This window comes from Streptomyces sp. NPDC036822 (genome assembly GCF_055609145.1).
This window is the reverse complement of the sequence record NZ_JBVJPY010000025.1, coordinates 23592-49225: the sequence shown is the minus strand read 5'-3', so window position 1 is coordinate 49225 and position 25634 is coordinate 23592. Positions and strand designations below refer to the sequence as shown.

24 protein-coding genes are annotated in these 25634 nt (G+C 71.0%); 12 read left to right on the top strand and 12 right to left on the bottom strand.

Annotated features, from left to right (window positions below; translation table 11 throughout):
- Positions 1–478: 478 nt before the first annotated feature.
- A complete protein-coding gene (locus tag ACZ68P_RS33180; RefSeq protein ID WP_471012745.1) occupies positions 479–1075 on the top strand; it encodes a cytochrome P450 in 597 nt (198 codons plus the stop codon).
- Positions 1076–1220: 145 nt separating this feature from the next.
- On the opposite strand, the gene ACZ68P_RS33175 is transcribed toward ACZ68P_RS33180, so the two are convergent.
- Positions 1221–2348, bottom strand: coding sequence for an NADH:flavin oxidoreductase (locus ACZ68P_RS33175; RefSeq protein WP_471012743.1), 1128 nt, complete (start codon positions 2346–2348; stop codon positions 1221–1223).
- Positions 2349–2464: 116 nt separating this feature from the next.
- Here ACZ68P_RS33175 and ACZ68P_RS33170 point away from each other — a divergent pair, with 116 nt between their 5' ends.
- Together ACZ68P_RS33170 and ACZ68P_RS33165 are read left to right on the top strand one after the other, a co-directional pair.
- Entirely contained in the window at positions 2465–2899 is a 435-nt protein-coding gene (locus tag ACZ68P_RS33170; RefSeq protein ID WP_471012741.1) for a MarR family winged helix-turn-helix transcriptional regulator, read from the top strand.
- 357 nt (positions 2900–3256) lie between these two features.
- Positions 3257–4960, top strand: coding sequence for a right-handed parallel beta-helix repeat-containing protein (locus ACZ68P_RS33165; protein WP_471012780.1), 1704 nt, complete (start codon positions 3257–3259; stop codon positions 4958–4960).
- 138 nt (positions 4961–5098) lie between these two features.
- Here ACZ68P_RS33165 and ACZ68P_RS33160 read toward each other — a convergent pair whose 3' ends face one another.
- The 5 genes from ACZ68P_RS33160 to ACZ68P_RS33140 form a co-directional block, all read right to left on the bottom strand.
- A complete protein-coding gene (locus ACZ68P_RS33160; protein ID WP_471012739.1) occupies positions 5099–6586 on the bottom strand; it encodes a UDP-glucose dehydrogenase family protein in 1488 nt (495 codons plus the stop codon).
- Positions 6587–6626: 40 nt separating this feature from the next.
- Entirely contained in the window at positions 6627–7649 is a 1023-nt protein-coding gene (gene galE, locus ACZ68P_RS33155) for a UDP-glucose 4-epimerase GalE (RefSeq protein WP_471012738.1), read from the bottom strand.
- A 35-nt stretch (positions 7650–7684) separates the two neighbouring features.
- Positions 7685–9574 (bottom strand): glycosyltransferase, encoded by a 1890-nt coding sequence (locus ACZ68P_RS33150; protein WP_471012735.1) that lies wholly within the window; start codon positions 9572–9574, stop codon positions 7685–7687.
- 105 nt (positions 9575–9679) lie between these two features.
- Positions 9680–10777 (bottom strand): UDP-glucuronic acid decarboxylase family protein, encoded by a 1098-nt coding sequence (locus ACZ68P_RS33145; protein WP_471012733.1) that lies wholly within the window; start codon positions 10775–10777, stop codon positions 9680–9682.
- Positions 10778–11256: 479 nt separating this feature from the next.
- A complete protein-coding gene (locus ACZ68P_RS33140) occupies positions 11257–11859 on the bottom strand; it encodes a TetR/AcrR family transcriptional regulator (RefSeq protein WP_471012732.1) in 603 nt (200 codons plus the stop codon).
- A gap of 75 nt (positions 11860–11934) precedes the next feature.
- Between ACZ68P_RS33140 and ACZ68P_RS33135 the strand changes: the two genes are divergently transcribed.
- Entirely contained in the window at positions 11935–12381 is a 447-nt protein-coding gene (locus ACZ68P_RS33135) for a VOC family protein (RefSeq protein ID WP_471012731.1), read from the top strand.
- Positions 12382–12485: 104 nt separating this feature from the next.
- Here ACZ68P_RS33135 and ACZ68P_RS33130 read toward each other — a convergent pair whose 3' ends face one another.
- Both ACZ68P_RS33130 and ACZ68P_RS33125 read right to left on the bottom strand, forming a co-directional pair.
- On the bottom strand, positions 12486–12866 hold the full coding sequence (locus ACZ68P_RS33130; RefSeq protein WP_471012729.1) for a hypothetical protein: 381 nt from the start codon (positions 12864–12866) through the stop codon (positions 12486–12488).
- Positions 12867–13110: 244 nt separating this feature from the next.
- Entirely contained in the window at positions 13111–13605 is a 495-nt protein-coding gene (locus tag ACZ68P_RS33125) for a hypothetical protein (RefSeq protein ID WP_471012728.1), read from the bottom strand.
- 250 nt (positions 13606–13855) lie between these two features.
- Between ACZ68P_RS33125 and ACZ68P_RS33120 the strand changes: the two genes are divergently transcribed.
- Complete coding sequence (locus ACZ68P_RS33120) at positions 13856–14914, top strand: hypothetical protein (protein ID WP_471012727.1); 1059 nt, start codon at positions 13856–13858, stop codon at positions 14912–14914.
- A 377-nt stretch (positions 14915–15291) separates the two neighbouring features.
- On the opposite strand, the gene ACZ68P_RS33115 is transcribed toward ACZ68P_RS33120, so the two are convergent.
- The gene (locus tag ACZ68P_RS33115) at positions 15292–15837 is read right to left on the bottom strand and encodes a GrpB family protein (RefSeq protein ID WP_471012726.1); all 546 of its coding nucleotides are present in this window, start codon (positions 15835–15837) and stop codon (positions 15292–15294) included.
- Positions 15838–16015: 178 nt separating this feature from the next.
- Between ACZ68P_RS33115 and ACZ68P_RS33110 the strand changes: the two genes are divergently transcribed.
- Positions 16016–16423: a hypothetical protein gene (locus tag ACZ68P_RS33110; protein WP_471012725.1), complete on the top strand. Its 408-nt coding sequence runs from the start codon at positions 16016–16018 to the stop codon at positions 16421–16423.
- Here the strand turns inward: ACZ68P_RS33110 and ACZ68P_RS33105 are convergent.
- Positions 16420–16983: a hypothetical protein gene (locus ACZ68P_RS33105; RefSeq protein ID WP_471012723.1), complete on the bottom strand. Its 564-nt coding sequence runs from the start codon at positions 16981–16983 to the stop codon at positions 16420–16422. The genes ACZ68P_RS33110 and ACZ68P_RS33105 overlap by 4 nt on opposite strands.
- A gap of 68 nt (positions 16984–17051) precedes the next feature.
- Between ACZ68P_RS33105 and ACZ68P_RS33100 the strand changes: the two genes are divergently transcribed.
- Positions 17052–17597: a GNAT family N-acetyltransferase gene (locus tag ACZ68P_RS33100; RefSeq protein ID WP_471012721.1), complete on the top strand. Its 546-nt coding sequence runs from the start codon at positions 17052–17054 to the stop codon at positions 17595–17597.
- A 473-nt stretch (positions 17598–18070) separates the two neighbouring features.
- Here the strand turns inward: ACZ68P_RS33100 and ACZ68P_RS33095 are convergent, their stop codons facing one another.
- Positions 18071–18637 carry a TetR/AcrR family transcriptional regulator gene (locus ACZ68P_RS33095; protein WP_471012720.1) on the bottom strand — a complete coding sequence of 189 codons (567 nt, stop codon included), beginning with the start codon at positions 18635–18637 and terminating at the stop codon, positions 18071–18073.
- A 100-nt stretch (positions 18638–18737) separates the two neighbouring features.
- Between ACZ68P_RS33095 and ACZ68P_RS33090 the strand changes: the two genes are divergently transcribed.
- The 5 genes from ACZ68P_RS33090 (at position 18738) to ACZ68P_RS33070 (ending at position 24110) form a co-directional block, all read left to right on the top strand.
- The gene (locus ACZ68P_RS33090) at positions 18738–20414 is read left to right on the top strand and encodes a CocE/NonD family hydrolase (RefSeq protein WP_471012718.1); all 1677 of its coding nucleotides are present in this window, start codon (positions 18738–18740) and stop codon (positions 20412–20414) included.
- Between the two features lie 118 nt (positions 20415–20532).
- Entirely contained in the window at positions 20533–21483 is a 951-nt protein-coding gene (locus tag ACZ68P_RS33085) for an ABC transporter permease (protein ID WP_471012716.1), read from the top strand.
- On the top strand, positions 21480–22337 hold the full coding sequence (locus ACZ68P_RS33080) for an ABC transporter permease (RefSeq protein ID WP_471012714.1): 858 nt from the start codon (positions 21480–21482) through the stop codon (positions 22335–22337). The genes ACZ68P_RS33085 and ACZ68P_RS33080 overlap by 4 nt, the downstream gene beginning before the upstream one ends.
- Complete coding sequence (locus tag ACZ68P_RS33075; RefSeq protein WP_471012712.1) at positions 22334–23329, top strand: ABC transporter ATP-binding protein; 996 nt, start codon at positions 22334–22336, stop codon at positions 23327–23329. Before ACZ68P_RS33080 ends, ACZ68P_RS33075 begins: the two co-directional genes overlap by 4 nt.
- Positions 23322–24110, top strand: coding sequence for an ABC transporter ATP-binding protein (locus ACZ68P_RS33070; protein ID WP_471012711.1), 789 nt, complete (start codon positions 23322–23324; stop codon positions 24108–24110). The genes ACZ68P_RS33075 and ACZ68P_RS33070 overlap by 8 nt, the downstream gene beginning before the upstream one ends.
- Positions 24111–24397: 287 nt before the next feature.
- On the opposite strand, the gene ACZ68P_RS33065 is transcribed toward ACZ68P_RS33070, so the two are convergent.
- Positions 24398–25588 carry a hypothetical protein gene (locus ACZ68P_RS33065; protein ID WP_471012709.1) on the bottom strand — a complete coding sequence of 397 codons (1191 nt, stop codon included), beginning with the start codon at positions 25586–25588 and terminating at the stop codon, positions 24398–24400.
- Between the last annotated feature and the right edge of the window lie 46 nt (positions 25589–25634).

Here is a 25634-nt window from a genome sequence, read left to right as displayed (position 1 = left end):
TACGACGACGTCCGCGCCGCACTCGCCGACCCCAGGCTCAGCTCGCGGCGCCCGCACCTCAACTCCCACGTCCGGGCCAGCCTCATCACCGCGGAGGAAATGGCCGCGCTGCGTCCCTCCGATCTGATCACCAGTGACCCGCCCGAGCACACCCGGCTGCGCCGGCTGGTGAACGGCCAGTTCACCGCGCGTCGGACGAACCTGCTCGCCGAGCGGATCCGGGCCATCGTCGACCAGCACCTCGATGCCCTGGCCGCTGGCCCCCGACCGGCGGACCTGATGCGGACCGTCGCCCTGCCCGTGCCGTCGCTCGTGATCAGCGAACTCCTGGGCGTGCCCTTCACCGACCGCGATCTCTACCAGCGCCTGACCGGCGAGCTGCTCTCCCTCGATCGCACGCGCGACCAGCTCCTGGCAGCCAAGGCGGAGATGAAGTCCTACCTGCTGCGCCTGATCGACATCAGACGTGGGGAGCCGGATGACGACCTGCTTTCCCGGCCTCCTCCAGGCGCAGAGCGCCGACGCGACGCTCAGCGACGACGAGATCGCCGCCCTCGCTCAGCTCCTCCTCATCGCCGGACACGAGACCACCGCCAACGTGATCGGCCTCGCCATCCTCCTTCTGCTGCGCCCGCCACGCCTGTGGGACACGGTGCGCCGACGGCCTGAGCTCGTCGACGGGGTGGTCGAGGAGACCCTGCGGTACGCGACGGTCCTTCAGTTCGGACTCCTGCGGGTCGCCCGCGAACCGGTGACCATCGCCGGGCAGGGCATCGCGGAGGGCGAGCGGGTCGTCCTCCACCTGCCCGCCGCCAACCGCGATCCCGCCCGCTTCGCCGACCCCGACCACTTCGACCCCCACCGGCCCGACGCCGCCAAGCACCTCAGCTTCGGGCACGGCCCCCACCACTGCGTCGGCGACCAACTCGCCCGCGTCGAAATGCGCTCCGTCCTGACCGCGATGCTGCACCGCTTCCCCGACCTGCGCCTGGCCACCGCCCCCGACGAGGTGCCCACCCACACGCACAGGGTCGTCCACGGTCCCGCCCGTCTGCTCGTGGACTTCACCCCGTGACCCGCCGGCCGGGCAGCCGGCCGCAGCAGGAAGGGACCGCACGACCGGTGGCGGCCACGGTCCGGCCCGTTTCCGCGAGCGCCTGCGAGGTCGACGGCGCCCTCGCGTCGGCCGGACGGGCGGCCGCGGTCCTCTGCGACGCGCTTCAGCTCAGCGTCTGTACCGCGGCGGCGTCGTACGGCTTGAGCTCGTCGGTCCGCCCTGCCAGGACCTTGGCCGCCCACTCCGGGTCCTGGAGCAGTGCGCGGCCGACGGCCACCATGTCGAACTCGTCGCGCTCCAAGCGGTCGAGGAGGTCGTCGATGCCCTGGACAGGAGCACCCTCGCCCGCGAAGGCGTGGATGAAGTCGCCGTCGAGACCGACCGAGCCGACCGTGATGGTGGGCTTGGAGGTGAGCTTCTTGGTCCAGCCCGCCAGGTTCAGGTCCGAGCCTTCGAACTCCGGAACCCAGTGGCGGCGGGTGGAGGCGTGGAAGGCGTCGACGCCGGCCGCGGCGAGGGGGGTCAGGATCGCCTCCAGCTCCTGCGGGGTCTGGGCGAGCCGCGCGTCGTAGGCGTCCTGCTTCCACTGCGAGAAGCGGAAGATCACCGGGAACTCGGACGACACGGTCTCGCGGACCGCGGTCACGATCTCGGCCGCGAACTTCGTACGGGCCACCGGGTCGCCGCCGTAGGCGTCGGTACGGCGGTTCGTCCCCGCCCAGAGGAACTGGTCGAGGAGGTAGCCGTGGGCGCCGTGCAGTTCGATGCCGTCGAAGCCGATGCGCTCCGCGGCCGCGGCGGCTTCGGCGAAGGCGCCGATGACATCGTCCAGGTCGCTCTGGGTCATCGTCTTGCCCGTGCCCTCGGTGCCGTCGGGACGGATGCCGGAGGGGCCCATCGCCGGGGCGTCGGCGTAGGGTGCCTGCCCCTGCCGGCGAACCATGCCGATGTGCCACAGCTGGGGCACGATCGTGCCGCCTGCCGCGTGCACGGCTTCGGCGACCTTCGCCCACCCCGCCAGCTGCTCCTCGCCGTGGAATCGCGGAACCCGGTCGCTCTGGCCGGCCGACTCGTGGCCGACGTACGTGCCCTCCGTGACGATCAGGCCGACGCCGGCGGCTGCCCGGCGGGCGTAGTACGACCGCACGTCGTCACCCGGGACACCCCCGGGGGAGAACATGCGTGTCATCGGCGCCATCACGATGCGGTTCGGGACGGTCAGGCCGTTCAGCGTGACGGACCGGGACAGGATCTCGGCCGCGCGGGAGGTGGGGGACGCGGTGACGGTCACAGGGACGCTCCTCGAGGCGTTTACTTGACAACCTTGATGATTGAGAACTTCATGCAATGCGGACAGTAGAGGCCGATGCTTGAGGTAGTCAAGTATTTTCGGTTAGAGTGGCTCCCATGACAGAAGCTCCCCGCGTCGACACGGCCCAGCTCATGGAGCTGCTCTCCGTGGCGCTCGGTGTCTACTACGGCGACTTCACCGTCGCCGCGGCGAGCGAGAACCTGACGGTGAGCCAGGGCAAGACCCTGACGGCGCTGCGCCGGGGACCGGCCGCGATGCGCGCACTGGCCGAGAACATGACCTGCGACGCCTCCAACATGACCGGGATCATCGACCGGCTGGAGAAGCGCGGCCTGGTGCGCCGCGAAGCCGCCGCCTCCGACCGGCGTGTCAAGAACGTCATCCTCACCGCCGAGGGAGAGCGCGTCACCGACGCGATCCGCGCGAAGATGCGCACGACGCGGGAAGGCCTGGACAGGCTCGAGGACAATGACCGGGACCTCCTGTACAGCCTGCTGGAACAGGTCTTCGTCTGCCCTCCCGCCACCTGACCCCCCCCTTCACCTCCGTCTGCTCGGCGACAGCCCCAAGCTCCCGTTCGGCGCCCTCCTCCCCAGCGCCGACGGAACCTCCTTCGCACCCCTGCCGCGCACACCTGCGCAAGCACGTCCACCGAAGGGCCGGCGGACCTCATCTGCGCCGAAGTGGAACCGGCTTGTGCGTACGACGGCCCGGGGCTGGTGACCCTATGAGGGCCGGGCATCTCGCACACCGACGAGCCCTCTCCCGGCGCCATGACTCGGATGCCGCACCTTTGTCGGCATTTCGCATGCCCGGATTCTGACAGTCTGGGGCGTTGTATACCGGATCCGGCCAGAGAACGTCCTCGAGGGGTGCGCTTGAACACGGTGAAGCGGAACGGCACGACGAGGACCGCCGCCGGGGTCTCGGCCGCGGTGCTTCTGCTTCTGACCGGGTGCGAGGTGCCCGGCATGCCGGAGGTCTACCGGCCGGCCCGCCCCGCCGCCGGAGGGCCGTACACCTTCTATGTGAGCCCCGACGGCGACGACGGGAACGACGGCATGTCGCCGGAGAAGCCCTGGCGGACGCTCGACCACGCCGACGAGGCGCGCTACCAGCCCGGCGACCGGCTGCTGCTCAAGGGCGGCGAGCGGTTCCGCGGCAGTCTCTCGCTGGGCGAGGAGGAGGCGGGCGCCCCGACGCGGCCTGTCGTGATCGATTCGTACGGCACGGGCCGCGCCACCATCGCTCCGCGCGGCACGTCCGGCATCACTGTGCACGACACCGCCGGCGTGGAGATCAGGAACATCGCGCTGGTCGGCGACCGCAAGGCGCTGCGCGAAGGAGTGGGGATCGCCTTCCGGAACACGCTCCCCGGCGCCCGGCGACTCGATCACGTCAGGATCAACAACGTGGAGGCCCGGGGCTTCCAGAACGGCATCAGCGTCGGCGCGGAGAAGGACGCCGTCGCCGGCTACGGCGACGTGCGGATCACCGACGTCGCCGTGCATCACAACCTCGAGGCGGGACTGGTCTTCTACGGGCCCGCGTTCAGGCCCGACCGCCCGGCCTACGCGCACGCGGGGCTCCGGATCGAACGGGTCAGGGCGTACTCCAACGCCGGTGACCCGCAGAGCGAGGACCGCAACACCGGCAGCGGCATCGCGCTCGGCAGCGTCCGGGACGCCACGGTGACGCGCTCGGAGGCGCACGACAACGGCGCACGCTCCGCCGCCGACGCGGAGGAGGGTCCCGAGGGCATCTGGGTGTACGACTCCACCCGCGTGGTGCTGGAGAAGAACAGCTCCTACCGCAACCGCACCGGCTCATGGGTCGACGGCGGCGGTTTCGGCCTCGACAACAACGTGTCGTCCTCGGTGATGCAGTACAACCTCGCGTACGGCAACGACGGGCCGGGATTCCTCGTCTACTCCGGTCAGCCGACCGGCGCCCACAAGGACAACGTCGTCCGCTTCAACATGAGCTGGGACGATGCGCGCAAGCTGCCCGAGTACGGCGGCATCGTCGCCTACGGCTCACGCATGACGAACCTGGACATCTACCACAACACGGTCGTGATGCGGACCGAGGGCCTGCCCTCAGCCATGGCGGCGGGGAACCGGCCGCCGGCGCTCCGGCTGCGCGACGGCATGCGCGACGTGCGCGTTCACAACAACATCTTCGCCACCGACGGCGGCCCCCTGGTCGAGACCCAGTCGGCGTACGACCCGACCACGCTCCGGCTCCAGGGCAACGACTACTACAGCTCGGGAACGTGGGTGCTGGGGTGGGGCACGGAGCGCTTCACGTCGCTGGGCGGCTGGCGCACCGCCTCCCGCCAGGAGATGCTCGACGGCCGGGCGACCGGCTCCACCGACGACCCCTGTCTGCCCGGCCTGGCCGCCCCGATCAGTGACCCGGCGAGCGCCGGGGACCTGGTGCCGCGCTGCCAAACCAAGGTGCCCGTGGGCCTCGGCCCGAAGGCGCTGGGCGTCGACCTGGGCACGGTCGACTACTTCGGCAACCAGGTCCCGAAGGCGCTGACGGTCGGAGCCGTGCAGTCCGCCTTCGTGCCCGGCGCCGCCGGCTGACCCGGGCAACGCTCTGCCCTGCCTCCCGGCCGAGAGCCGAAAGGCAGGGCAGAATCCGTTTCGCCCTAGGTGGTGTCCGGAAGTATCGCCTGGGCCGCGACGCCCTTCGGGCGGACGCCGATACCTTCCGGGGCCTCCCTAGACCCTGGCGGCCGGGAGCGCCGGCGACACCGTCGCCGCGGTGCGGCCCGGCTCACCGGCCGGGGTGGCGATCGTGGACCGCAGCGGCTCCCCGTCCCGGGCGGCCGACAGCCGGTCGGACAGCGCGGCCGTCGGCCCGTCCGACAGCGGATCCGGCAGCGGGTCCGTCGGGGCGGGGCGGCCCAGTGCCTTGACGGTCCAGCCGGCCGCCCGCCACTCGTCGTGCGCGAGCGCGTTGCGCCCGTCGATGAGGACCGGCTCGCGCACCACGCGGGCCAGCTTGCCCGGGGCCACCTCGCGGTACTCGCTCCACTCGGTGAGGTGGAGCACGAGTTCCGCGTGCCGGCACGCCGTCAACAGGTCCGCGGTGTGCCGCAGCTCCGGGTGGGCGCGCCGGGCGTTCGCGGTGCCCTCCGGGTCGTGCACCCGGACCTCGGCGCCCAGTCGGTGCAGCGCCGCCGCGACCGCCAACGCCGGCGAGTCGCGGACATCGTCGCTGTTCGGTTTGAACGTGGCGCCCAGGACGGTCACCCGGCGGCCGGCCGCGTCGCCGCCGAGCAGCCGGCGGGCGAGGGCGACGGTCCGGTCCCGCTGGCGCTTGTTGATCGCGTCGACCTGGTCGAGGAAGGCCACCGCGGGCCCGACGCCGAGCTCCTGGGCGCGGGCGGTGAAGGCCCGGATGTCCTTGGGCAGGCAGCCGCCGCCGAAGCCCACGCCGGCGTTGAGGAACCGCCGGCCGATCCGGCTGTCGTGGCCGAGGGCGTCGGCGAGGGTGGCCACGTCCGCGCCCGTCGCGTCGCAGACCTCGGCCATGGCGTTGACGAACGAGATCTTGGTGGCGAGGAAGGAGTTGGCCGCCACCTTCACCAGCTCGGCCGTGTTCGGATCCGTGCTGATGTACGGAACCCCCGCCCCCAGGATCGGGGCGTACACCCGGCGCAGCGTCTCGTTGGCCTCCCGGCTGGTCACCCCCGCCACGAGCCGGTCGGGCCGCAGCGTGTCCTCGACCGCGAAGCCCTCGCGGAGGAATTCGGGGTTCCACGCCACCTCCGCCCGCACGCCGGCCGGTGTCAGTCCCGCGAGGCGTGCGGTCAGGCGCGCGGTCGTGCCCACCGGGACGGTCGACTTGCCGACCACCAGGCACGAGGCGGGCAGATGCGGGGCGAGGCCGTCGGCGACGGCGTCCACGTACCGCAGGTCGGCCGCCTGGGAGCCGGCCTGCTGCGGCGTGCCCACGCAGATGAAGTGGACCTCGCCGTGCAGCGCCGCCTCGCGCAGGCTGGTGGTGAAGCGCAGGCGCCCGGAGGCGAGCGCCCGGGTCAGGACGTCGCCGAGTCCTGGTTCGTAGAACGGCGGCCGGCCCTCGGCGAGGGCCGTGATCTTCTCGACGTCGACGTCCACACCGAGGACGTCGTGGCCGATCTCGGCCATGCACGCGGCGTGCACGGCTCCGAGGTATCCCGTACCGATGACGGTCAAGCGCATGCGCTGTTCTCCTGTCTGGGCGGAAGGGGTACGGGAGGCGTCAGGGGGTGTAGCCGTACGGGTTCTGCTGCTGGAAGTTCCACGCGTCGCGGCACATCGCGGTCAGGTCACGCCGCGCGGTCCAGCCCCAGGCCGCGGCGACCCTCGCCGGATCGGCGACGAGTTCGGCGACGTCGCCGGGGCGGCGTCCGCCCACCCGGTACGGGATCGGCCGCCCCGAGACCTCCTCGAAGGTGCGCACGAGGTCGAGGACGGACGCGCCGCGCCCGGTACCGAGGTTGAGGACCCGCATGCCGGGCTCATCGTCGATGTGGTCGAGGGCCACGCGGTGTCCTTCGGCGACGTCGACGACGTGCACGTAGTCGCGGATCCCGGTGCCGTCCGGCGTGGGGAAGTCGTCGCCGAAGACGCTCAGCTGCTCGCGGCGGCCCACGGCGACCTGGGTGAGGAACGGCATGATGTTGTTCGGCACGCCCTGCGGGTCCTCGCCGAGCAGTCCGCTGGGGTGGGCTCCGACGGGATTGAAGTACCGCAGCGCCAGCACCCGCAGTTCCGGCACGTGCCGGCACAGGTCCGCGAGGATCCGCTCGCAGGTCCACTTGGTGGTGGCGTAGGGGTTCGTCGGGGCGACCGGGGAATCCTCGGTCAGCGGGACGATGGTGGTGTCGCCGTAGACCGAGCAGGACGAGGAGAACACCAGCCTGTGGACCCCGTGGTCGTGCATCGCCGAGACCAGGGCCGTGGTGCCGCCGACGTTGATGTCGTAGTACGTGAGCGGGATCCGCACCGACTCCCCGACGGCCTTCTTCGCCGCGAAGTGGACCACCGCGTCGATCGGGTGGCTCGCGAAGACGGCGTCCAGGGCGCGCCTGTCCCGCACGTCCGCGGTGTGGGCCGCGGCGATCGGACGGCCCGCGATCTTCGCGACGCGTTCGAGGGCCTCGGGGGAGCTGTTGGAGTGGTCGTCGAGCACGACGACCTCGTGGCCGGAGCGGAGCAGTTCGACACAGGTATGGCTGCCGATGAAACCGGCGCCGCCGGTGACCAGGACCGTCTGGGGCACGGGGAATCTCATTTCTCGATCGGCCGTGGGGGCCGTCACCAGGCGTAGAAGCCGGTGAGGTAGGTGGGAAAGAGGGCGACGGCGAGCCCCAGGGGCAGCAGGCACAGCAGGCCGGCGGCGAGCGGGAGCGCGGCCGTGCGCAGCGCGCGGAGGGCGGAGGCACCGGTCGCGCGCGCGGTCTCCTTGACGTGGAGGGCGCCGATCGCGAGGGTGACGACGGTGTACGAGGCGGAGCCCAGGATGCACAGGAAGACGTAGCCGACGGCGGGACCGGTGAGCTGGCCGACCAGGGCCGATCCCGACAGGAACGTGGTGATCAGCAGGTAGGGGGCGACGGAGCGCAGCTGGAGCGGCTCCAGGCCGTCGCGCTTCTTGGGCGTGACCTTGAAGGTGATCTGACGGGGTCGCAGTTTCTGCGTCACCGCGGCGAGCACGCCCCATGCGACGTAGGGCCAGCGGGAGAGCCCGAAGAGCCAGATCTCCCAGCTGAAGATGGCGGCGTCCTTGGGACGGAGCAGACCGCGGCGGCGGCAGAGCACGGTCAGCAGGATCAGCCAGACGGACATGCTCCAGAAGTGCGCCAGGAAGTCGACGTAGTTGACGTCGATCCAGGGGGCGCCCGTGATCGCGGCGATCGGCGGCAGCAGGATGCCCATGACGGTCGCCACGGCCAGCAGCGGGTAGTACATCAGCGCCGCGCCGAAGCGCAGCCGAAGCTTGAGGGACATCCGGCCCAGATGGCGCGGCAGCATGCCCAGCAGCATCACGGCCAGGCTGCGGGACCACTGGAACTCCTGGGTGATCATCGCGCCGAAGGTGAGCGGACCCTCGCCGTGCGCCTCCGCGTCGATCGCGAACGCGCCCTGCCAGCCTGCCGAACTGAGCAGGAAGGTGGTCGAGAAGTCCTCGGCGAGCTCGGGGCCGAGACCGCCGATGTCGCGGAGCGCCTGGGTGCGGACGGCGTAGTGCGAGCCGATGCACACGGGTGCGAGGCCGGCGGAGTGGCCCAGCTGCACGGGCCCGTGGAACATGGCCTCGCGCTGCAGCCGGCCCCGGGCCGCCCAGGAGTCGTCGGCGTTGGAGTCGCAGACGCTGGGGGCGGCGACATAGCCGATGGCGGAGTCGGCGAAGGGCCGAACCACCTCGGCGAGGTACCGGGGCCCGGGGACGTGGTCGCAGTCGAGCTGGGCGACCACGTCGTAGTGGGCGTAACCCCAGTGGTCGTAGAAGAAGGCGAGGTTGCCCTCCTTGCACCGCGTGCGCCGCGGCCAGTCGGCCCGGTGGTAGTCGATACGGCCGCGCCGGCAGGAGACGTTGACGCCGTGCTCCCAGCACCAGTCGTAGATCTCGTCGGTGGGGTCCTCGTCGCACAGCCAGACGTGGTAGGCGTACGGGAAGTCCTGGTCGAGCATCGCCTCCAGCGTGGTGCGGGCGATGTCCCAGCTCTCCGACGGAGCGCGGGTCACGACGAACGCGGTGCGCAGCGCCGGTACGGGGACGGCCGGATCGAACCGCCGCATCCGGATCAGCGCGACGAGGAAGTGGACGGGCAGGTAGGTCAGGTACAGCAGCAGGGCGCTGTTGATGATCAGGCCGAGCCAGCCGATGCGGTGCGACGGCTGGAACCACCAGGTCCAGAACCAGACCAGGCAGGCCACCCAGCCGAGGGAAAGCAGCGCGACGAGAACACGGTCGGAGCGCGAGAACGCCCGTACGAAACTGGTGGGGAGGGCGGTGAGCCGGTGCGATGGCAGCGCGAGGACGGGGCCGTCCGGACCGATGGAGGCCACCGCACCGTTCGACAGGGCTCGGATCTCCTTGCCCAGCGCGTCCCATTCCTCCGGTGAGCCGGGGACCGGGGACGGGTGCGGAAGTTCCTGGATGGTGCCGGTCCCGTGGCCGGGGCCTTGCTCCAACGACGTCATGGCAGCGAGTTCTCCAGGCGGTGCGACGGCGGGCCTTGGGATGGGGAAGGGCGGGATCCGGGGCGCCACGGCCGGAATGGGCACCGGCCGGCCGCGGCGCCGGGATCAGCCGCCCGAGGCGGACGGTCCGCGTGCGGCGGTGGAGGCCACGGTGGTGCCGGCGGCCGCCGGGACCGGGATGCTCTGCTGCCGGCCGGTCCGGCTCGCCGCCATGGCCAGCGGGACCGTGTCGTGCTGGGCGCCTCGGATCGCCGCGGCCGACGCGGTGAGCCGCTCCGGACGGGCGCGGAAGTAGGCGACGGTCCGGCGCAAGCCCTCGGTGATGTCGATCTCCGGCTCCCAGCCCAGCTCTTCGCGGGCGCGGGTGATCACCGGGCGGCGTCGGGCCGGGTCGTCGACCGGCAGCGGATGGTGTTTCACCTCGGAGGTGGAGCCGGTCATCGCCAGGACGATCGCGGCGAGTTCGGAGACGGTGCGCTCGACGGGGTTGCCGAGGTTGAACGGGCCCATCGCGGAGGAGTCGAGGAGCGCGAGGAGACCACGGACCAGGTCGTCGACGTAGCAGAAGCTCCGGGTCTGCTCGCCGTCTCCGTAGATGGTGAGCGGTTCACCGGTGAGGGCCTGGGTGATGAAGCTGGAGACCACCCTGCCGTCGTGCGGGCGCATCCGGGGACCGTAGGTGTTGAAGATCCGCGCGATGCCGACGTCGAGGTGGTGCGTGCGGCGGTACGCGGCGGACACCGCCTCGGCGTATCGTTTCGCCTCGTCGTAGACGCTGCGGGGCCCGATGGAGTTGACGTTGCCCCAGTACGCCTCCTCCTGCGGGTGGACCAGTGGATCGCCGTAGACCTCGCTGGTCGAGGCGAGGATGAAGCGGGCGTCGTGACGCAGTGCCAGACGCAGGGCGTTCTCGGTGCCCCGGCTGCCGACCGAGAGGGTCTCCAGCGGACGGCGCAGGTAGTCGGGCGGGGAGGCGGGGGACGCGAGGTGGGCGACGGCGTCGACGCGGCCGGCGACCTCCACGGCCTCGCTCACGTCGGCGTGCTGGAACTCGAAGGACGGGTCCGACAGAAGAGGGGCGATGTTCTCGGGGTCGCCGGTCGAGAAATCGTCCAGGCACACCACCGAGTCGCCGCGCCGCAAGAGCGCCTCGCACAGGTGCGACCCAAGGAAACCACCGCCGCCTGTCACGGCAACGCGCATGTGTTTCTCCAGGGATGAGAAGTGGTACGGCCGCACCCCGTGCGTACGGTCAGCCACAGGGCAGTTGGCCGGACGAGCTGACATGCGGAGCACTCTCGTAATTGCAGGACGAGAGTATGGGCATACGTAGACATTTCCGGGGAGGCAAATCGTTGGCTGGGCCGTTCGGCCGATATCACCGGGGCCCGCCCTCGGGGCCGCTGCCCTTGCGGCATTGCTTGCGCATTCGAAACCGGGGAGTCGCCGGCCTCACACGCAGGGGTGAGGCCGAGTCGCGTGCGCCCGGTGCGCGGCGCGTGCGCGCGGCGCGTGCGCCCGGCGCGCGGCGCGTGGGGTTCGGCGCGCGGCGCGTGGGGTTAGGCGCATCGTGAAGCTGTACGGGGGCTCCGGCCAGGAGGTGGCGGCCGGGCAGGAGGTGCTGGGCAACGGCCCCTCGTCCGGGCCACGACCCGACTTCCCGCCTGCAAGACCCTGAAAGGTCAGGCCCTGGTGCGAAGGCCCGCGAGGAGCCGGTCGAGTGCCTGCTCCCCCGCCTGCGGGTCCCCACCCCGCGCGATCCAGAGCGCGGCCTCGTTCATCGCCCCCGAGAGCAACCGGGCCAGGGGCTCCACGGGCTGATCGGCGATGATCCCCACTGCGGCGAGCGCGGTCAGGGCCTCCGCGAGATGCCGGGCGGAGGACTCCTCGTCCATGGCCCGCCACTCGTCCCAGCCGAGCACGGTCGGCGCGTCGACCAGCAGAATCCGCCGCACCGCCGGGTCGGTTCCCGCGGCCAGGAAGGCCCGGCAACCGGCCCTCAGTTGCTCCCAGAGGTCCTCGTGCCGCTCGGCGGCGGTCGCGACCCGCTCCCCCAGCTCCTGCTGGATCTCGCCCACGACAGCCCGGAAGAGCCCGGCCTTGCTGTCGAAGTGGTGATAGGCGGCCCCCTTGGTGACCCCGGCGCCCCGCGCCACCTCGGCCAGCACCACGTGGTGGTACCCGTCGGCGGCGAACCGCCGCCGCCCTTCGGCCAGCAGCGCTCGCCGCGTGGCCGCCCTTTGCTCCGCCCGGCTGACCGTCATCGAGCGCACCGCCCTTCCCATGTCGCATACCGAGGGTATGCTAACGCCATGATTCACATACCGAGGGTATGCGAAATGAAGTCGAGGGAGCCTGCCATGACGAACGAACCCACGACCACGCCCAGGACCGCGCTCGGCGGCTTCTACCCGGTGCTCGCAAGCCGGGACGTGGCGGCCTCCCGCGACTTCTACACCCGCCACCTCGGGTTCGAGGTGACCTTCGAGGCGGACTGGTACGTCAGCATGCGCCGCCCCGACGCCTCGCACTACGAGCTGGCCCTCCTCGACTGCACCCACGCGACCGTCCCCGAAGGCCACCGGGGCGCGCTTCAGGGGGGCTTGCTGCTGAACTTCGAGGTGGACGACGTCGACTCCGAGCATCAGCGGCTCGTGGCGGAGGCCGGCCTGCCCGAAGTACTGCCGCTGCGTACCGAGGAGTTCGGCCAGCGCCACTTCATCGTCGCCGCCCCGGACGGTGTGCTCATCGACGTCATCACCGTCGTCCCGCCCAGCGAGCAGTACGCCGCTCAGTACAGCGTCTGACACCCGGGCCCCGAGGACCGGGCAGCTCACGGTCCCGGGGCATCGTCCCGTGCGGCGGCAGGGCGGAAGGTACGCCGCGCACGGGACGTCGTACGGCCCGTGCGCTACGTCAGGACGAGAGGCACGGTGATGGTGAGGTGTTCGTCCGTGGTCGGCCGGGCGGAGGCAAGAGCGTTCATACGAGCTGCGAGGTGGCCGATCACCCGGCTGGTCAGGTCCTCGTCCCACTGCGCTGTGCCTTCCGGCGGCAGCCTCATCTCCTCGATGGCAGGTGGGTTGCCTCCGATATAGCGCGCGGTGTCCGTGTTGACGACCCAACAGGCCAGTGCGATCTTCACCTGACCCGGTGCCGCCCACTGCGCCCGTACGTGGGCGCACATGGTGAAGTCGTCCCCGCCGGATGTGACCGTCGTGGAGAACGGCCTGCCACGGGGGTACTGCTGCAGCAGCTTGCGTACTGCCGGTTCCACAACCGCTCGCGCCATAGGTTCCGAGTACACCGTATGCCCCCCTGTCGAGCCTGGCCTTCAGCATCCCAGACGGGGCCTGCGAGGGACAGACCGGCCGCCGTCCCGACCGGGATCGCCTGCCGTCTTCGAGGTACTCCTCCGCCAGGTCCCGCGGTGGCGGAGGCCGAGCAGGGCCCGGGCCCGGGCCCGTAGCAGCAGGGCCACGCTGAGGTTCCGGGCGGAGCCCGTCGTGCCCGGGCCGCGCTCCGTCGCGAGAGCGTCAGGTGGCCGTGGGCCGGGGCGCCAGCGCGGTGCCGCACCGGCTGCAGAACCGCGCGTCCACCTCGATCGCGTGCCGTTGGCATCGGCCGCACACGAGGTGCACCGCGCATTGCTCCGTGAGGGGTTCGGTCCTGGGCGGCCTGCCGATGCTCATGCCGGCACGCCTGCGGTGCGCCGTGAGGTAGACCAGCCCGTCCGGGCCGGCTCGCAGCCCGCGGGCGGCGCCTCGCGGAAGGAGCGTGAGAGCGCCGGGAACGAGCTCCGACGCGGCGCCGTCCACGGTGACGGAGCCTCCACCCGCGACGGCCAGGAGCAGCACGTCGACCTCGGCCTCCGTGTGGACGGCGACATCGGTGCCCGGCAGGAGCCGCACCACGTTGGCGTCCAGCTGGCGCCCGGACGCACCCAGCCGCCACAAGGCACCGCTCTGGCCGTCCGGTGCGGCCGCGATCAGGTCCGCGACCGTGACCGCCACGGCTTCCTCCTCGGCCACCTCGGTCCTCTTTCTGCAAAGTGTCGGCGTTGACGACTGCCATGATCTCGCATCGGCGGACGGCGGTCGTACGAGGCGCGATGACAGGGGAGCTGTCGGCGGGCGGCCCGCGGGCTTGACGTACCCAGGATGCCCGGTCGGAGGCGCGGAACGTCCGGAGGTGCCTCGGGTCGGCGTGGTCCCCCACGCGTGGGAGGCCTGCCGGAGAAACGGCTGGCGGAGCCGGCGGGGCGCTTGCGAGCATGCGCGTATGAAAACGACGGGGGATGAACGGATCGACGTGGTGCCGCTCGGCACGACGCGGGTCCAGGGCACGGTCGAGGCGATCGCCGGAGGGCGGCTCCTCGTTCGTACGCCGGGACTTGTGGAGGTCCATGACCGCGAGGGCTTCCTGACGGGCAGGGGCCGGAGCGCGACCGCCACTCTGCGCACGCCGGAGCAGGGCCGAGCGGCCCCCGGACCCGATGGCGGGTTCGTGGTGGCCGAGGTGGCGTCGGTGCGGGCGGTGGATTCCGACGGCAGCACGCGCTGGGAGTTCGCCCACGACCCTTGGCACGGCGTGGCCCGGGCGCACTCCACCCCTTCCGTCAGTCCGGACGGACGGTTGGTGAGCGTCCTCGTGCCGACGCTGGAGCCCGACAGCCGGAAAGCGGCCCTGGTGTACGACCTGGAGCCGGGTCGCAACTACACCTGGGACGAGCTGGTGCTCCTGGACGCCGCCACCGGCGAGGTCCGCGGCCGTCGGCAGATCCGTTCGCTGGCGTCGGGCGCGTCGCAGTGCTGGCACCCGGACGGCGGGGCGGTGGTGGTGTCCTGCTGGACCGCCTGGCAGAGCTGGTCGACGTGGTGGGTCGATCCGCGCACCGACGGTCTGCCCCTTCTCGGCAGCACGTGGATGTACGCGCTGGCGGGGTTCCTTCCGGGCTTCCGGGCGCTGACGCAACGGTACGCCGAGTACCTCTTCGCCGACGACGACCGTGATGAGCTGGCGGTGTACGACCTCGGCTCCGGGGAGCGGACCGGGCTGCTGGATCTCGCGGAGCTGTGCCTCGACCCGGAGAACGACGAGTTCTTCTCCGCCCAGGTCCTGGACGAACGGCATGTCCTGGTTCCGGGCCGGGTCCACCCGCTGGGCGGAGCGCCGGAGACGCGGCACTGGCTTCTGCACACGGACACGCTGCGTCCGCTCGGCCGGCTGAACTACCCGGTGCCGGTCGACGAGGACGTCACCGTGCTACGAGACGGCACGTGGCTCACGCGCGACGGCGACCGGCTGCACCGCTGGTCGCTGGCCCGCACGGGCACATGACATGTCGAACCACGTGGTCACGCCGTCAGGTTCAACCGGACGGCGTGGCCACGGGCACGACGCCGAACCACTGCTCGGCGCCGTACTCCTCGAACCGCTCGGCCTCCCACGCTCGGACGACGGGGGCCGTCCTGCCCAACGGGCCCTCTGAGAAGCCATCTCAATTGGCTCGGTAGGCTGTGGGATGTAGCGGGGATCGTTGAGCGGCTGGTGCCGGATGAGCTGTGGGAGTTGTTCCAGCGGGTAGTGCCTGAGGCTCCTCCGTGCACCCTGATCTGCTACCGCAGACTCAACTCACCAAATGAGGTGACTTCAGCCGTAAGGGTTGTCTCGTAAACTCCGACGGCCCTGGCTTCGACTGTCATCGGAAGGCTTGGTCAGGCGTCACTGCGACCGGGAGCCCAGCCGGTGTGCTGGGCCCAGGCGTCAGCGCGTCGGATGATGTCCCATACGAAGGCATCTTTTGCTTGGACATAGCCGGTGCGGTCGTTGCGGAATTTGGCTGCGCAGTGCTTCTTGGCTACCGCGTACTCGTTCGCGGCAGCCGTGTGGCACCGGAGGTAGTCGCGAAACAGTAGGGGGAACTGCTGTGAGAAGCTGCCCAGTTGCCGTACGTGCACGTGGGTACGGCGCTGACCTGGAGATTCCCGGAAGTATCGTTTGGTCCGTTCGGGATTGTCCGCCCGGTATACGAGCCCCATCTCTGTCAGCGGGCGCAGAAATGCATCCGTCGCTTCCAGCGATGCCACTGAGACCTGGATGTCAATCACCGGCTTGGCCGCCAATCCTGGCACCGAGGTGGACCCGATGTGGTCGATACGAGCCGCAGCATCACCGAGGGCGACACGGAGGCACGTGCCCCACTCGGCGAACATGGCTGGCCAAGCAGGGTCGTAAGGCACGATCTCGACTGACTCTCCCATACTGAGAAGTGTTGCAGGGCTTGCCGCAACCGTGATGCGCGGCTGCCGCCGCCTGCACCGCCGCTGCGAGTGCAAGGCCGAGCACTTCCCGGCCTTTGCTGGGATGGCAGCCGCTCTCATCTGCTATCGCAGGCTGGCGGCCTGACGGGCAGCGTCCGGAAATGGGACGATCCACAGCGTGATCGGATGGATGCGCCACACCCCGCGCTGGGCGGTCATATCGGTCTGCGTGATCGCGGCCATGCTGCTCTTCGTCGGCGCTTCCGCGCATGTAGCCGACCTTCTCAGCCACGGTCTGCACCCCTACGACTGGGCACCGGGCTGGCTCAACCTCTACTGGTCGTCGCTGGCGCTGTTCGACACGCTCGCCGCTGTGTTCCTGATCAGTGGCAAACGCCGAGGCGTCGACCTCGCCTGCGTCATCATGGTGACCGACCTCGCCGCCAACTGGTACGCGGTCTACGGCATCCAGCACAGCAGCTTCGCCGCTCAGCCTGGCGTTCAACGACTGACCGTCTTCGCCGCACTCGTCCTGGGAACGGCACCGTTTATCCGACGACACCTAACCAAAGGAGATGACGTCTAAACCGCCCCTTCCGTCGGCTGCGCACCGGCCTCGGGCCCGCACGACGTGCGCAAGGCCTCCCATGCTTCCCGGCCGCGTCCCTGGGTGAAGAGGTGTGTGACGGAACCCGAGTCGATGTCCATGATCGCGTAGTGCTCGGCAGTGAGGGACAGGTCTCCCCAGGGCTCGCGGGTATGGGCCCGGGCCAGCGTGTGGCCGCACGCCGTGCACCTGATCCAGGGGACCAGGAGGAGCTGATCGCTCAGACCGACGGTGGTTCCGGGAAGCGGCACTTCGGCCGCGTCCTCGATCAGCCGCAGGACCGAGGCGGTCCCAGCGCCGGCACACCGGCCGAGGAGCGGCTCGAGCGGCCGGGGCCACATGCCCCAGGCTTCGCCGACGACGGCGATCTCGGCGCGGGTGCTCTCGTCGATGGCCACGTGGTGCCGCAGCAGGGCGGCGACGAGCAGGTCGAGGCCGCGTTCCTGCTCGCCGATACTCCAACAGTCCGCGACGCGCTGGGCGTCCTCGGCAGGAAGGAGAGCGGCGAGCCGGTGCCACACGGCGGATTCATCGGTCATACGGGAAGGCTAGGGCTTGTAGCGAAAGTGGTTGGTCGTGACTCTGTGACCTGTGTTTCTATGCCCGGGTGAACATCGAGAGCTCCGGGGTGCCGGACGAGGGGCCGAGCCGCTGGGTCCGGCACAGGGCTGATGGCGATGTTGCGGAATGCGTACGGGTCCTGGCGGAGGTCCATGCGCGCGACGGCTATCCGGTGAACTGGCCGGACCAGCCCGGCGAGTGGCTGATGCGCGGCCCCCTGCTGGGCTCCTGGGTCGCCGAACTCGAAGGCGGCCTGGCCGGGCATGTCAGTTTGTCGCAAGGCGGTGAAGGCGATCTGGCCCCGACGTTGTGGAGCGAGCGGAACGGGGCGACGCGGGGTATGACCGCCGTGGTGAGCAGGCTGTTCGTTGCCCCGCAGGCGAGGGGACATCGGATCGGTGCACTGCTGATCGGTAAGGCAGTGGAGGAAGCGCGGCGTCGTGGCCTGCATCCGGTGCTCGACGTCGTCGCATCCGATACCGCGGCGGCAGCCCTGTACGAGCGGCTGGGCTGGGAGCTCATGGCCACCGTCGAGCAGCGGTGGAGTCCGCACCAGACGGTGGCCATCCACTGTTACGCAGCGCCATCGTGACGTGGTCAGTCATAGCCACTCGTTGACGGCCGCGACGAGGACGGTCGCCTCGTAGCGGACCGCGGGCTTGTCATACCTCGTACCTCGCACCTCGTGGCCGGCCCGGTGCCTCCTGAGGCACTTGATGCCGCACTCGACCGCGTGCCGAGCCTCGTGGCCCTATGGGTCGAACTTCGGCGGCCGGCCGCCGTTCGAACTCCGCTTCTTGCGGTTGCCGGCCTGGTCGGCCTCTCACCCCGCTGCCCGGCCGTGATCACGATGGACAGGCCCCCGTCGTGCGACGTACGCCTCCCCCGGGCCGGCCCCGCTCCCGGTGACCCTCGACGTCGATACCGAGAATCGAGCGCCTGGCGCCTCACAAGGCATCGCCGCGGCCGCGTGCGCGGTCGGGGCGCGGGACCGGGCAGTCGGGGTGAGGCCGACGCCGCCCGGGGGGACGGCTCGCTCCGTCCTCCTGGTCGTCCAGGGGACCGTCAGTCGCCGATCAGCGCGTCCACGACCGCCCTCGCGACGCGGCTCGTCCGCTCCGCTGTCCAGTAGGCCGGCTCCTCCATCGTGGAGACGTAGTAGCCGCGGGTCAGGAGGGAGAGGACGTCGGCCGCGAGGTCGGCGTCCTGGACCCCGGCGGCGGCGGAGGCGTCGAGGAACTCGGCGCGTGATTCGCGTGGCTCGCGGCGGTCGACGCCGTCGGGGTCGACGTCCGCCGTCGAGAGCATCTCGACCCAGAGGGTGCGGAGCAGCAGGTCCTCGGGCTCCGTGCTGAGGTGCCATTCCACCGTGGCGCGCAGTCGGTCCGCGCCGCTCCGGTCGCCCAGGTGGGCTTCCAGGTCCGCGCGCCACCGGGACTCCGCCGCGCGCACGGCGTTGGTGATGAGAGCCATCCGCGTGCGGACGTAGTTCGTGACCATCGCGGTGGATCCGCCGAGCTCCTTGGCCACGGCCCGGATGGTGATGGCGCGCGCGCCGTCCCGGGCGGCGACAGCGAGGGTCGCCTCGGCGATTGCCTTGCGGCGCTGGACTTCGTCGACGTCGATCGGCATGAGAGCAACCTAGCTCAGAGGGGGTTGACGTTGAACGCCTCTAGATGCAACGCTGTTATATCACGTTGTTTTTCAAAGGTTGGCTCCCTGGAGGGACTTCATGAACCTTGCCGTCCACCGCGTCACACCGGAGCCCGTCCCTCCCCACGCGCGGCAGCACCACGTGCGCATGCGCGACGGCGTGCGGCTGGCCACCGACGTGTACGGCGCCGACCCGGAAGCGGCACCCGCGCCGACCGTCCTGACCCGCCTGCCCTACGACAAGAACAGCCGGTACGCGTTCTTCGACAAGATCGCGGAGAGGTTCACGGCACGCGGCTACGTCGTGGTGGTCCAGGACGTACGGGGCAAGTTCCGCTCGGAGGGGCGGACGCTCGGCTGGACGGGAGAGGTCGACGACGGCTACGACACCATCGAGTGGATCACCCGTCAGTCCTGGTCCGACGGGATCGTGGGCATGTTCGGCGACTCGTACTACGGATTCACCCAGTGGTCGGCGGTCTCCAGCCAGCACCCCGCCCTGCGCGCCATCGTGCCCCGCGTGACCTCCACCTCGAACGCGCCCGGCATCGCCACCTACGACTCCGGCTCCGGCCGCCAGCCCCTGTGGCTGGAGGGGGCCACCTACCAGGCGCAGGTGTGGACGGACCGCGACAGCTACGAGTTCGACGTCGACCTCACCCGGCGCCCGGTCATCGCCGCCTACGAGGAGGCGTTCGCCGCGATCGGGAAGCGCTCGGCCGGGTTCGACCTCGTCGTCGGCGGCATCCCCCTCTCCCCGTACAACGGTCCGCACCCCTACGACGCCCGCCCGGTACCGGTGCTGCACTGCGTGGGCTGGTTCGACAACCTCGGCATCGCCCACATGCGCGACTACACGGAGCTGGCCAAGCGTCCCGGCTGGGCGGCCGTCCAGTACCTGATCGCCGACACCATCGACCACGAGAACTACTTCCTGGAGGACGCCCCGGCGACGCCCGAGACCGACCACCTGGCCGGCGAGAAAGCCCTCGCTCGCATGCTGGACTCCTACACCGGCCCCGCGATCGAGTTCTTCGACGTCTTCCTGAAAGGCATCGCCCGGCCCGACTCGCTGCCCCGGGTGCGCTGGAAGCTCGGCCACGCCGGCTGGCGCACCGCGGCCACCTGGCCGCTGCCCGAAGCCGCCTCCACCGAGCTGTACTTGGCTGCTCCCGGCGCGGCGAACGGCACGGTCCCCGGCGGACTGCTGACCCCGCGCCCGGCCGGGACACCGGAAGCGGCGGAGTGGCGGTACGACCCGGACGATCTCGTGCCGTCCGCCGCGACCGACACCTTCCTGCAGCTGCGCGACCACGCCGACGAGCGCCGCACACTCGACCGCGACGACGTCCTCGTCTTCACCGGCCCCGCCGCCGACCGGCCGCTCGACCTCGCAGGTCCCGTCCACGCGGTGCTGCACGTGGAGAGCACGGCGCCCACCTTCGACATCCTCGTCCGTCTCCTCGACCTGGCACCGGACGGCACGGCGCGCCTGATCGTGCGGGGATGCGCCCAGGCCGACGGGCCGGGCGAGGCGGAGATCGCCCTGGGGCACACCGGCTACCGGGTGCGTCCGGGCCACCGTCTCGCGCTGATGATCGCCGGCAGCGACTTTCCGAACCACCTGCCCAACTCCGGTTCCCTGGAGTGTCCATGGCGGACGACCGCTCCCCAGGGGAGCCGGCAGAAGCTCCGCACCGGCTCAGCCCACCCCTCCCGCCTGTGTCTGACCGTCCTGCCCGAAAGCGGCGAATAGCCCCTGCACCTGGAGGGCTCATGCTCCCTCTTCGACACCTCCCCCGTACGCCACCGCCAACCGGTTCGGCAGTGCGCCGCCCTGCTGGGGAACAGCGCCCTGAAGGAGGCGGTCCGAGATGAGTGTCCGCTTCGTCGCCACTCGGCTGGGCATGCTCGTCGTGACCGTGCTCGTCTCCAGCCTGGCCATCTACGGCGCGATGTTCCTCACGCCCGGGGACCCCGCCACGCTGCTCGTCGGCGGCAGCCGGGACCCCGACCCCGCCGTGCTGGCGCAGATCCATCGCGAGTACCACCTGGACGATCCGTTCGTCCAGGGCTACTGGCACTGGCTGAGCAACTGCCTGCGGGGCGACTTCGGCACGTCCCTCGTCTACCGCGACTCCGTGGCCGGCCTCATCGGCGCGCGCGCCGGCGACACCTTCGCACTCGTCGCCTACGCCTCCGTCCTCGTCCTCATCGCCGGCACCGTCATCGGCACCGTCGCCGCCCTGCGCGGCGGACGCACGGAGACGCTGACCACGACCCTGACGGCGGGCGCGATGGCCGTACCGACCTTCATCATGGCGGTCCTGCTCATCTGGCTCTTCGCCGTCCAGCTGCCGTGGTTCCCCGTCTACGGCTCCGGCGAGGGCTTCACCGGGACGCTGACACACCTGACACTGCCCGCCGTCGCGCTGGCGATGACCTGGATCGGGTACGTCGCTCAGGTCACCCGGACCGCCGTCCGCGCGGAGATGCGCTCCGAGCACGTGGAGACCGCCCGCAGCCGTGGTGTCCCCGAGCGCACGGTGATCCGACGGCACATCCTGCACAACGCCTCCGGCCCCGTCTTCGCCGTCTCCGGCGTCGGCATCGCCGGACTCATCGCCACCGCGGCCGTCGCCGAGCAGGCCTTCGGCACCGGAGGGCTCGGAGCCCTCATGATCGAGGCCGCGTCCAAGCAGGACATGGCCGTCGTGCAGGCCGTGTCGTTGATCTTCGTGGTCGTCTTCGTCGTCATCAACACCACCGTCGACCTGGTCAGCGCCGCCCTCGACCCACGGACCGCACAGAAGGGGGTCCGATGACCACCGCCCTGTCCACGCGCGTCGCGCCCTGGCGGCGGGCCGGACACCCCCGCGACCACCTGACGTTCGGCGCGGGATGTGTCGTCGCCCTCTTCGTCCTGCTGGCCGTGCTCGGACCGCTGCTGGCCCCGCACGACCCGAACGCCGTCGACCCCCTGAACGTCAACGCCGGACCGTCCCCCACTCACCTCCTGGGAACGGACGACACCGGACGCGACCTGCTGTCCCGGCTGATCGCCGGAGCCCGTGCCAGCCTTGCCGCCCCCGCCGTCGTCATCGCCGTCTCCACCACGCTGGGCACCCTCCTCGCGCTGGCGGCGGCCTGGTTCGGCGGCCGGCTCGACCGGTTCGTCTCGGGCGCCCTGGACATCGTCTTCGGCTTCCCCGGGCTCATCATGGCCGTCCTCGTCGCCGCGGTCTTCGGCGCCGGGCTCACCGCACCGATCGTCGCCCTGTCGATCGCCTATCTCCCCCTGATCACGCGCGTCGTGAGATCCGCCGCGATCAAGGAGCGCAACCTGCCCTACGTCTCGGCTCTCCAGCTCCTCGGCGCGCCCACCGCCCGCATCTGGCTACGGCACCTCCTGCCGAACCTGCTGCCGCTGGTCCTCGTCCAGGCCACCATCGGATTCGGTTACGCCCTGCTCGACGTGGCGGCGATCTCCTTCCTCGGTCTGGGCAGTCAGCCGCCGGACCCCGAGTGGGGACTGATGGTCGCCAACGGCGCCCCCTCCATCCTCGCCGGCCAACCGCAGCAGTCGCTGTACGCGGGCATCGCCATCCTGGTCGTCGTGGTCGCGTTCAACCTGCTGGGGACGGGCCTGTCCCGACGTCTGCTCGGAGAGAACGCATGAGTGCCACACCGCTGCTCCGGATCGACGCGCTCGGTATCGATCTGCCCCTGGACGGAGCACCGCGCACCGTCGTCCACCGCGCCGACGTCACCCTCCCCGAGGGCACGGCCGTCGCCCTGGTCGGCGAATCCGGATCCGGCAAGTCCCTGACGGCCCGCTCCGTGATGGGCCTCCTGCCGGAGAACGCCCGGATCCACGGGGACATCCTCTTCGACGGGGAGTCCGTCCCGCGGATGACGCCCGAGCGCCTGCGCACCTTCCGCGCGCGGGAGGTCGCCATGGTGTTCCAGGACCCCCGCGCCCACATCAACCCGGCCCGCGGCGTCGGCGACTTCCTGATCGAGGGACTGACCACCACACGCCGTGTCCCGGCCGCCGAAGCGGCCAGGAAGGTCACCGGGATCCTGCGCGAGGTCGGCATCACCGATGCCGACCGGCGCATGCGCCAACGGCCCCACGAGCTGTCCGGCGGCCTGCTCCAGCGCGTCATGATCGCCGCCGCGCTGGCCGCCGAACCCCGCCTGCTCCTCGCCGACGAGCCGACCACCGCCCTCGACGTGACCACCCAGGAAGAGGTCATGGCGATCATCGGCGAGGCCCGTGAAGCCCGCGGGCTCGCCATGCTGTTCATCACGCACGATCTGGAGCTCGCGGCAGCCGTGTGCGACCGGGTCGTGGTGATGTACGCGGGCACGACCGTGGAGGAGCTGCCCGCCGACCGGCTGCGCGGGCGCGCCGCCCACCCGTACACGCGCGCCCTGCTCGCCTCCCGCCCCTCGGTCTCCGACCCCGCCGCGGAACTGCGCTCGATCCCCGGCCGGCCCCTGTCCGGCTTCGAAGCGCCCGGCGGATGCGCCTTCGGCGACCGATGTCCCCGGGTCCAGGACCTGTGCCGCGGTGACCGGCCGCGGCCGACCCCCGCCGGTGACGCCACAGCGGCCTGCCACTTCCCCCACACGCTCTCGCCCGAGGAGGCCGGAAGTGATGCTTGAGGTACGCGCATTGCGCAAGGAGTTCGGTGACTTCGTCGCGGTGGAAGACGTGACGTTCTCGCTCCCGGAGCACGGGTCACTGGCGATCGTCGGCGAGTCGGGCTCGGGCAAGACGACGACCGCCCGCATGATCGCCGGGCTCGAGTCACCGACCGGCGGACGCGTCGTCGTCGCCGGTGACGAGCGCCGGCCCGGGCGGCCGCGGGCAGGCGAGCGCCGTGCGCGCGGCCGGCAGATCCAGATGGTGTTCCAGGATCCCTACTCGTCCCTCGACCGGCGACAGCGCGTCGGGGACGCCGTCGCCGAGGCGGTCGCCCTGCACCGGCACCTGCCCGCGGACCGGCTCCGAGACCGCGTGGCCGAACTGCTCGACATGGTGGGCCTGGACGACCGGCAGGCACGTTCACTGCCGAAGGCCCTCTCGGGCGGACAGCGCCAGCGCGTCGCCATCGCCCGCGCCCTGGCCGCCGAGCCCCGGGTACTGATCCTGGACGAGGCCATCGCCGCCCTGGACGTGTCCATCCAGGCACAGATCCTGACCCTGCTCGCCCGTATCCGGGCGGACACCGGTACCGCCCTGCTGTTCATCACGCACGACCTGGGCGCCGTCCGGCACATCAGCGACGACGTCCTGGTGATGCGGGCCGGAAGGATCGTCGAACACGGCCCCGCCGCAGGGGTCCTCGGCGACCCCCAGGACCTCTACACCCAGCGCCTCATCGCCTCCATCCCGAAGCCGGGCTGGACGCCGCGAAGGAGGGCGGACGGAGCCGCCGCCTGACGTCCGGGACGCCACGCGGCCCACACGGGAAGACGTCTGTCCCGGCGAGGGGGCGGGACAGACGTCTTCCTACGGCGTGCCGGCCCCGACAAGCTGCGTGCCGACGAAGCACACTGCCAGCGGTCCTACGGGCATGGCCGCCGAAGGGCGAGGCGCAGACGGCGAGGCCCCGCACAGCACACGCTGTGCGGGGCCTCGCCGTCTCGTAGGCCGTCACCGTGGACTCCGCGAGGCGGTCGTGTGGTCCGCCGGGACAGCCTCCTAGGTGTGCATCTGCCGGAGCTTGCTTACACCTGGGCTGGGGTCTGCTTTTGGTTGCGGACTTCCAACATGTGGCGGATGTCGTCGAGGCGCCCCGCGCCCGGGCTGTGGCGGCTCGTGACGCCGGAGCGGATCACGTCGAGGACCGCCAGGCCACGTTCGTCGCCGCGCAAGGCGAGCCCGGCGGCGGCCTCGATCCTGACGTCGAGGTGAGGGTCCGTCAGGTGCGCCGCCATGACGGCGCGCAGCTCCGGGGTGTCGATTGGAGGCTGGAACCGCCTGAAGGCGTTGAAGCTGTAGAGCGCGCTCGCCCTGATCGCGGGGATGGGATCTGCGGCCAGGCGCATGAGGGCCGCGACGGCGTCGTGGTGCTCGCCCGTGCCGACGAAGAGATTCGCGGCGACCCTTCGGCGGACATCCGGGTCGGCGTGGTCGGCGTGGACCAGGATCGCCGGCGCCGCCCCGGTGGAGCAGTAGGAGGCGAAGGCGTCAATGATGGTGGCGAGGGCGTAGGGATCCTGCTCGCTGTCCAGCAGCGGGCGCAGGAACTCGGCCGCCTCACGAGCGAACGGCATCTCGTCGTCCATGACGGAACCGATGCCGAACCCCAGGAAATTCACCGTATCGAGCCCGAAGCGCCTGCGGCTGAGAGAAGAGGTGTCGGTTGCGACGTCGCGTGCCCAGTCGAACGTCTCCTGGTCCTCCCGCAATCCCAACCGGAGGAGCGAGGCGAACCAGTCGTCGTGGTGGGGGTCGGCGTGGACCAAGGCGCGAGCCATCAGTTCGTCCGGCGAGCGGCGGATGCCGAGCGCAGCCTCCAGATCGGTGATGATCGCCCGATGAGCGGGAGGCGGATCGCTCCTGATGCCGGCCTCGGAGGCCATCGCGTCCTGCGCCGTGCGAAGTGCGCGGCGATGCGGGCTGTCGGCGCTCGACGGGTCTCGGTCGCGCGACAGCAGAGCCTGCAGGACCCCGTACATGCCTCGCTCGGCTGCCCACGTCACAGGGTCGACACCGCCGTCCCAGGGACGGGTCACGTCGACGTCCCAGACGACCAGCCAGTCGACGACCTCGTGGCGTCCAGCCTTCGCGGCGGCAGCGAGCAAGGTCACGGCGTCATCACCGGCGAGTTCGTCCGCGGTTACGTCGTCCAGGAGCTCGAACACCGCGACGTCGTCGCCGCGCTCGACAGCCGCCAGCAGCGGGGGAAGGTGCATCGGGTGATTGTGCCCCCGCGAGAGACGACAGGGCGAACGGATTCCG